5 protein-coding genes are annotated in these 6,889 nt (G+C 69.8%); 1 reads left to right on the top strand and 4 read right to left on the bottom strand.

Annotated elements, in window-relative coordinates; genetic code table 11:
• Positions 1-190: 190 nt before the first annotated feature.
• The 4 genes from HLK59_RS19750 to HLK59_RS19735 form a co-directional block, all read right to left on the bottom strand.
• On the bottom strand, positions 191-694 hold the full coding sequence (locus HLK59_RS19750; RefSeq protein WP_171142794.1) for an ATP-binding protein: 504 nt from the start codon (positions 692-694) through the stop codon (positions 191-193).
• A gap of 288 nt (positions 695-982) precedes the next feature.
• Complete coding sequence (locus HLK59_RS19745) at positions 983-1,750, bottom strand: enoyl-CoA hydratase-related protein (RefSeq protein ID WP_171142793.1); 768 nt, start codon at positions 1,748-1,750, stop codon at positions 983-985.
• Positions 1,751-1,829: 79 nt separating this feature from the next.
• A complete protein-coding gene (locus HLK59_RS19740; RefSeq protein ID WP_171142792.1) occupies positions 1,830-3,023 on the bottom strand; it encodes an Ig-like domain-containing protein in 1,194 nt (397 codons plus the stop codon).
• A 225-nt stretch (positions 3,024-3,248) separates the two neighbouring features.
• Positions 3,249-4,469, bottom strand: coding sequence for an Ig-like domain-containing protein (locus HLK59_RS19735; RefSeq protein ID WP_346779770.1), 1,221 nt, complete (start codon positions 4,467-4,469; stop codon positions 3,249-3,251).
• A 151-nt stretch (positions 4,470-4,620) separates the two neighbouring features.
• On the opposite strand from HLK59_RS19735, the gene glgX reads away from it, so the two are divergent.
• Complete coding sequence (gene glgX / locus HLK59_RS19730; protein ID WP_171142790.1) at positions 4,621-6,861, top strand: glycogen debranching protein GlgX; 2,241 nt, start codon at positions 4,621-4,623, stop codon at positions 6,859-6,861.
• The last annotated feature ends 28 nt before the right edge of the window (positions 6,862-6,889 follow it).

Raw genomic sequence — 6,889 nt, 5'->3', positions numbered from 1 at the left:
GGTGGCGGCTCGGCCGGTGCGCGGGAGTGGGCGGGGTGGGCGACGGCACCACTGGTGGCACACCCGGTGGCGAGGACGAGCCCGGCGCTGGCACGCAGCACGGTCCGACGATCGGTCGTGGTCACCCGCCCCATTTAAGGGGGATTGAGGGAGAAAACTCGCGATTGAGCCGTTCGACGGCCCTACCGGATCAGCGGTCCGCGACCCTCATCTCGAACCATGTGGTCTTCCCTCGGGGCAGCAGATCGACTCCCCACCGGTCGGACAGCTTGTCCACCAGGAAGAGTCCCCGCCCGCTGATGTCCATCTCCTGCACCGGCATCAGACAGGGCAACCCACGCGAGGGATCACGCACCTCGACCCGGATCCACCCACGGCGACGCCGCATCCGGAGCCCGAAGACCCGGGCCCCCGTATGACGCACCGCGTTGCCCACGAGCTCGGAGACGAGTAAGACCGCGTCCTCGGTCATCTTCGGGGTGAGCCCCCACTGGCGCAGGACCACGACCTGGGTCAGCCGCCGCGCGGCCGCCGCGGACTCGGGACGCGAGGGCAGCGGAACCTCCGCCTCCGTCGGGTTGCCGAACAACTCCAGCGCCTTGAGCGCGTGTTCGTCCTCGACCGTGGGCGACCACCGCGCCGCGGTCGCACGGCCGTGTCCCCGCGGCTGTTCGATACCGTCCAGCCCCGCCATGCCCCCATCATGGCCGCACCGGACGCCCTCCGGGGCCGTCTCTACGGAATACGCCCCCCGGAATCCACCATTCCGCCGGTTCCGATCGGCATATGCCAAAGGCATTTCAGGGCTTGCTGAAGCCCCTCTGACCTGCGGAGAAGGCTCGACTGGGGGCAATCCAGGACTCCCTCGACAAGGCAGACTTAAGGTTGCCTTAAGGCTCCCATAAAACCGCCCCATCGAGGGACCCGGATCAGACATCCCGTCAACAGCAAGTGGTTCAGGCGACTTTCCTCAGGAGTTTCCTCACAGGAACTTGGCCTTGCCAGGGCCTTCCTCGACGAAGCTGCGCATACCCGTCTCGCGGTCCGCGGTGGCGAACAGGCCCGCGAACCAGTTCCGTTCGACGGCCAGTCCGGTGTCGATGTCGGTCTCCAGTCCGGTGTCGATGGACTCCTTCGCGGCGCGCAGCGCGATCGCCGGGCCCTGTGCGAGCCGCGCCGCCCAGGCGTGCGCCTCGGTGTACACGTCGGCGGCCGGGACGACCCGGTCCGCCAGGCCCAGCCTCTCGGCCTCGTCGGCCTTGACCATCCGGCCGGTGAAGATGAGGTCCTTCGCCTTGGACGGGCCGATGAGCCGGGCGAGACGCTGGGTGCCGCCGGCGCCCGGGATCAGGCCGAGCAGGATCTCGGGCTGGCCCAGCTTGGCGTTGTCGGCGACGATACGGAAGTCCGCGCACAGCGCCAGTTCGCAACCGCCGCCCAGGGCGTAGCCGGTGACGGCCGCGACGACCGGCTTGGGGATGCGGGCCACCGCCGTGAAGGAGTCCTGGAGGGCGCGGGCGCGCAGGACCATCGCCGTGTGGTCCATGGCCTGCATCTCCTTGATGTCCGCGCCCGCCGCGAACACCTTCTCCCCGCCGTAGAGCACCACGGCCCGCACGTCCTCGCGCCGCGCGGCCTCCTCGGCGAGCTCCTTGAGCCGGTCCTGGACGGCGATGTCCAGCGCGTTCATGGGCGGGCGGTCGAGGCGAATCGTGCCGACTCCGTCGGCCACTTCGAGAGTCACGGTCATGAGGGAAGGTTAACGGCGACTAACGACAACGGCCCCGGTGCGATGTCTCACACCGGGGCCGCCGTCGTCGTACGAACCGCTACTTCTTCCACTCCGCCCAGGACAGGTTCCAGCCGTTGAGGCCGTTGGCCGGGTCGACCGTCGGGTCGGTGGAGTTCTTCACGGTCACCACGTCACCGACCATGGAGTTGTTGAAGAACCACGCGGCCGGCACCGAACTGTCGTAGCCGCCGCGGACATCGCGCAGACCGATGCAGCCGTGGCTGGCGTTGTAGTTGCCGAAGGCGCCGCCGCCCCAGTAGTTGCCGTGCACGAAGGTGCCGGAGTTGGTCAGCCGCATGGCGTGCGGGACGTCCTTGATGTCGTACTCGCCGTCGTAGCCGACGGTGTCGCCGTTCATCCGGGTCACCGTGAACTTCTCGCTGATGACCATCTGGCCGTTCCACGTGGCGTAGCCGGGCTTGCCGGTCGTGACCGGGATGGTCTTGTAGAGCTTGCCGTCCCGCATGACCTTCATCGTGTGCTTCTTGGCGTCCACGATGGAGACCTGGCTGCGGCCGACGGTGAAGGACACGGTCTTGGACTGCTTGCCGTAGACGCCGCTGCGGCCCTCGACGCCGTCCAGGTTCAGCTCGACGGTGACCTTGGTGCCGGCCTTCCAGTAGTCCTCGGGGCGGAAGTCCAGCCGGTCGTTGCCGAACCAGTGACCCGCGACCTCGACGGCCGGCTCGGTCTTGATCGTGATGGCCTTCTCGACGTCCTCGGGCTTGGTGATGCCCCGGGTGAAGCGGATGGAGAAGGGCATTCCGACGCCGACCTTGGAGCCGTCCTCGGGCGTGAAGGTGCCGATGAAGGTGTTCTTCGGCGTCAGCGTGGTGAAGCTGGAGTCCTCGGCGGCCTCACGGCCCTCGGAGTCCTTGGCGACCGCGTGCACCGTGTACTTGGTGGCGGCGGCCAGATGGCTGGACGGCGTCCAGGAGGCGCCGTCGGCGGATATCGCGCCGTCGATCTTCTCGCCCTTGGAGTCCTTGACCTCGACCGTGGTCAGCTTGCCCTTGTCGGCGCCGATCTTGAGGGCCCCGCTGGTCTCGACGGACTTGGCGCCGTCCTTGGGGGCGATGGACACGACGGCCACCGACTGCTTGCTCTGCGCGGAAGCGGAATCCCCGGCGTTCTTGCTCTCTCCGGCCCCCGGCTTGGCGTCCGAGCCCCCGCCGCCTCCCCCGCACGCGGTGACGGCGGTCAGCACGACCCCCAGCACAAGCGCCGCCATCCGCCTGCGGCCACGCCCGCGTGCGTCAACCGACGCCCCCGATATCGGTCGCACGTTCAAGATCTTTTCTCCCCTCGCCGGGCCCGGTCCCAGGCCCGCAACCCCTGCGCGTCCCGCGCGTCCGGCGATATTAACCGCAAGATCAGACCCGTCGGCGGGGGCGATTGTCACCGTTCGGTCCCAACTGCGCCCGCCCGACCGGGGCCCGACCCCGCCCCCACCTGGTTACTTCACCGCGCTGCCCGCCTTCCACTCCTTCCAGCCCATATTCCACCCTCCGAGTCCGTTGTCAGGAGCGACCTTTTTGTCATTGCTGTGGACGACCTCCACGACGTCCCCGATGAGGCTGCGGTCGAAGAACCAGCCCGCCGGGGTGTCCGAACCGCCCCCCTTCACATCCCTCAGGCCCACACAGCCGTGGCTGACATTGACCTTGCCGGGGGCGTCCGGCGCCCAGTAGTTGCCGTGCAGGAAGGTGCCCGAGTCGGTCAGGCGCATGGCGTGCGGGACGTCCGGGATGTCGTACTCGCCGCCGAAGCCGACCGTGCGGCTGTTCATACGGGTCACTTCTAGCATCTCGGAGACGACCATCTTGCCGTTGTACGTGGTCGTCCTCGGGGCACCGGCGGTGATCGGCACGGTCGCGAGCAGCTCGCCGTCGCGCCTCACCTGCATGGTGTGCCTGGCGGCGTCGACCAGGGAGACCTGGCTGCGGCCGACGGTGAAGGAGAACGTCTTGTACTGCAACCCGTAGACCCCGGGCGCCCCTTCCACGTCCCGCAGCCTGAGCGCGACGGTGACCTGGGTGCCGGGCCTCCAGTAGCGCTCGGGGCGGAAGTCGAGGCGGCCCTTGCCGAACCAGTGCGGGCGGATCTCGACGGGCGGCTTGGACGTGACGTGGACGGCGCGTTCGACGGCGGACCGGTTCTCGATCTCCCGGTTGAACTCCAGGGAGACGATCATTCCGGTGCCGACCGTGGAGCGGTTCTCCGGGCTGACGTATCCGATGAAGCGCTCGTCGGGAACGTACGTGGTGAAGGTGGTGTGCCGGGCGGAGCGGCGCCCGTGGCCGTCCAGGGCCACCACGTCGACGGTGTACTTCGCGGCGAGCGCCAGCCGCGCCTCGTCGGGTTCCCAGCGCAGGCCGTCGTCGGAGACGTGCCCGGGCACCGGGGTGTCCTGCGCGTCCTGCGACTTGACGACCTTCACCGACTCCAGCCGCCCGCTGGGCACGCGGACGCGGAATCTGCTGTCCTGCCGGACTCCCTTGCTGCCGTCGTCGGGCAGGACGCGGATGACGTCCTCGGGTGCGGGAGGCTTGCCCAGCCCGCCGAGATCGATCCCTCCCGTGGCTCCGGAAGTGCAGCCGGACAGCAGCCCGGCCCATGTCAGTACGGCGGCCAGTGCGGCCCCTGCGCGCCGAGCGCGCCCTTGTACGTGCCTCACGCGGGGCCCAACGATCGGGCACGCCCTGGGGAAACGTGAGTGCGAGCCCGGCTCTGGGCAGAACAGTGGGGAGGACGACGCGACGGGGAGCCGCGGCCGGGATGCCGTGCGCCCTTTTTGACGTCGTTCCATGAGCCGTGGGAGGCCTCAGGTGTCCAGCGCAGCCGAGCAGAAGGCGGTGGCCGAGGAGCAGCTGCCGGCTGCCGTCGTCAATGGCGTACGACCTGCCGCGCCGCCGGTCCCCGTGTGGCCGGGCGCGCCGACGCCGCTCGGGTCCCGGTTCCGGGTGGGCCCCGACGGTGTCGCGGGCACCAACTTCGCGCTGTGGGCGGGCGGGGCCGAAGGGGTCGAGCTGTGTCTCTTCGACGAGCGGGGCAAGGAGACGCGGGCGCGGCTGACCGAGCTGACGCACGAGATCTGGCACGGGTTCGTGCCGGGCGTGATGCCCGGGCAGCGATACGGCTATCGGGTGCACGGCCGCTGGGACCCGTGGACCGGCGGCCGCTGGAACCCGGCGAAGCTGCTCCTGGACCCGTACGCGCGCGCGGTGGACGGCGACTTCGGTCTGCCGCCCGAGGTGTACGGCCATGTCCGCGACTGGCCGCAGCAGCAGGTCGCCGACACCGTCCGCGACGACCGGGACTCGGCGCCGTACGTCCCCAAGGGGGTCGTCGTCCACGACGACGCGCCCGACGACGAGTGGGAGGACGACCGCCGGCCGAAGACACCGTGGGCGGACTCCGTCATCTACGAGCTGCACGTGCGCGGCTTCACGAAGCTGCACCCGGGGATACCCGAGGAACTGCGCGGGACCTACGCCGGGCTGGCGCATCCGGCGGCCGTGGAACACCTGGTGAAGCTGGGCGTCACGGCGGTGGAGCTGCTCCCCGTCCACCAGTTCGCCCACGAGGACCACCTGTTGCGGCGGGGCCTGAGGAACTACTGGGGCTACAACTCCATCGGCTACTTCGCCCCGCACGCCGGCTACGCCGCCTCCGGTACGACCGGGCAGCAGGTCGGCGAGTTCAAGCGCATGGTGCGCGCGCTGCACGCGGCCGGGATCGAGGTCATCCTCGACGTGGTCTACAACCACACGGCGGAGGCGGGCGAGTTGGGCCCGACGCTGTCGCTGAAGGGCATCGACAACCGGGGCTACTACCGGTTGCAGTCGGACGCGCGGAAGTACGCCGACTACACGGGCTGCGGCAACACGCTGCATGTGGTGCAGCCGCATGTGCTGAGGCTCATCACGGACTCGCTCCGCTACTGGGTCACGGAGATGGGCGTCGACGGCTTCCGCTTCGACCTGGCCGCCGCGCTGGCCCGCTCGATGCACGACGTCGACATGCTGTCGCCGTTCCTGGCGGTGATCGCCCAGGATCCGGTGCTGCGGCGGGTGAAGCTGATCGCGGAGCCGTGGGACGTGGGGTCGGGCGGCTACCAGGTGGGGGCCTTCCCGCCGCTGTGGACGGAGTGGAACGACCGGTACCGCAACGCCGTGCGGGACTTCTGGCGGGGCGCGCTGCCGGACGTACGGGATCTCGGCTACCGCCTGTCGGGGTCCAGCGACCTCTACGCCTGGGGCGGCCGGCGGCCGTACGCCTCGGTCAACTTCGTGACCGCGCACGACGGTTTCACCCTGCGGGACATGGTGTCGTACGAGCGCAAGCACAACGAGGCGAACGGCGAGGGCAACCGGGACGGTTCGGACGACAACCGGTCGTGGAACTGCGGGACGGAGGGCGAGACCGACGACGAGCGGGTACGGGGGCTCAGGCGACGGCAGTTGAGGAACCTGCTGACCACCCTGCTGCTGTCGACGGGCGTGCCGATGCTGGTCGCCGGCGACGAGCTGGGGCGCACCCAGCGCGGCAACAACAACGCGTACTGCCAGGACAACGAGATCAGCTGGCTGGACTGGGAGCTGCTGGAACAGCCGGGCTGGAAGGCCCTGTTCGACCTGACGTCGAGGCTCATCGCGCTACGGCACCGGCATCCGGTCCTGCGCCGCCGGGCCTTCTTCTCCGGACGGGCGCACTCCGCGGACGGGCTGCGGGACCTGGCCTGGTTCACCGCGCGGGGCACGGAGATGACGGAACGGGACTGGTACGCGCCGGCGGCCACCCTCGGCATGTATCTGTCCGGCCGTGACATCCCGGGCCGCGACGAACGGGGTGCCCCGATCGTCGACGACAGCTTCCTCGCCGTCCTGCACGCCGGGGACCGCCCGACGAGCTTCGCCCTGCCGGCGCCTCCGTGGGCGGAACGCTACGAGGTGGTGGTCGACACGGCCCGGGAGTCCCAGGCGGAGGAGCCGCAGGTGGTGCATCGGGCGGGGACGGCGATCACGGTGCCGGCCCGGGCGGTGCTGCTGCTGAGGGTGGCGGGGTAGGCGGTGAGGTCTCAACTGCCGTCGTGCG

The sequence above is a fragment of the Streptomyces sp. S3(2020) genome (assembly GCF_013044505.1).
Lineage (GTDB): Bacteria > Actinomycetota > Actinomycetes > Streptomycetales > Streptomycetaceae > Streptomyces.
Note: the sequence above shows the minus strand (reverse complement) of the source record. Positions and strands in the feature narration are given on the sequence as shown.

Excerpts from the sequence above, each read along its gene's own strand:
- HLK59_RS19745 (WP_171142793.1), bottom strand. The coding sequence starts at position 1,750 with ATGACCGTGACTCTCGAAGTGGCCGACGGAGTCGGCACGATTCGCCTC.
- HLK59_RS19750 (WP_171142794.1), bottom strand. The coding sequence starts at position 694 with ATGGCGGGGCTGGACGGTATCGAACAGCCGCGGGGACACGGCCGTGCG.
- HLK59_RS19740 (WP_171142792.1), bottom strand. The coding sequence starts at position 3,023 with ATGGCGGCGCTTGTGCTGGGGGTCGTGCTGACCGCCGTCACCGCGTGC.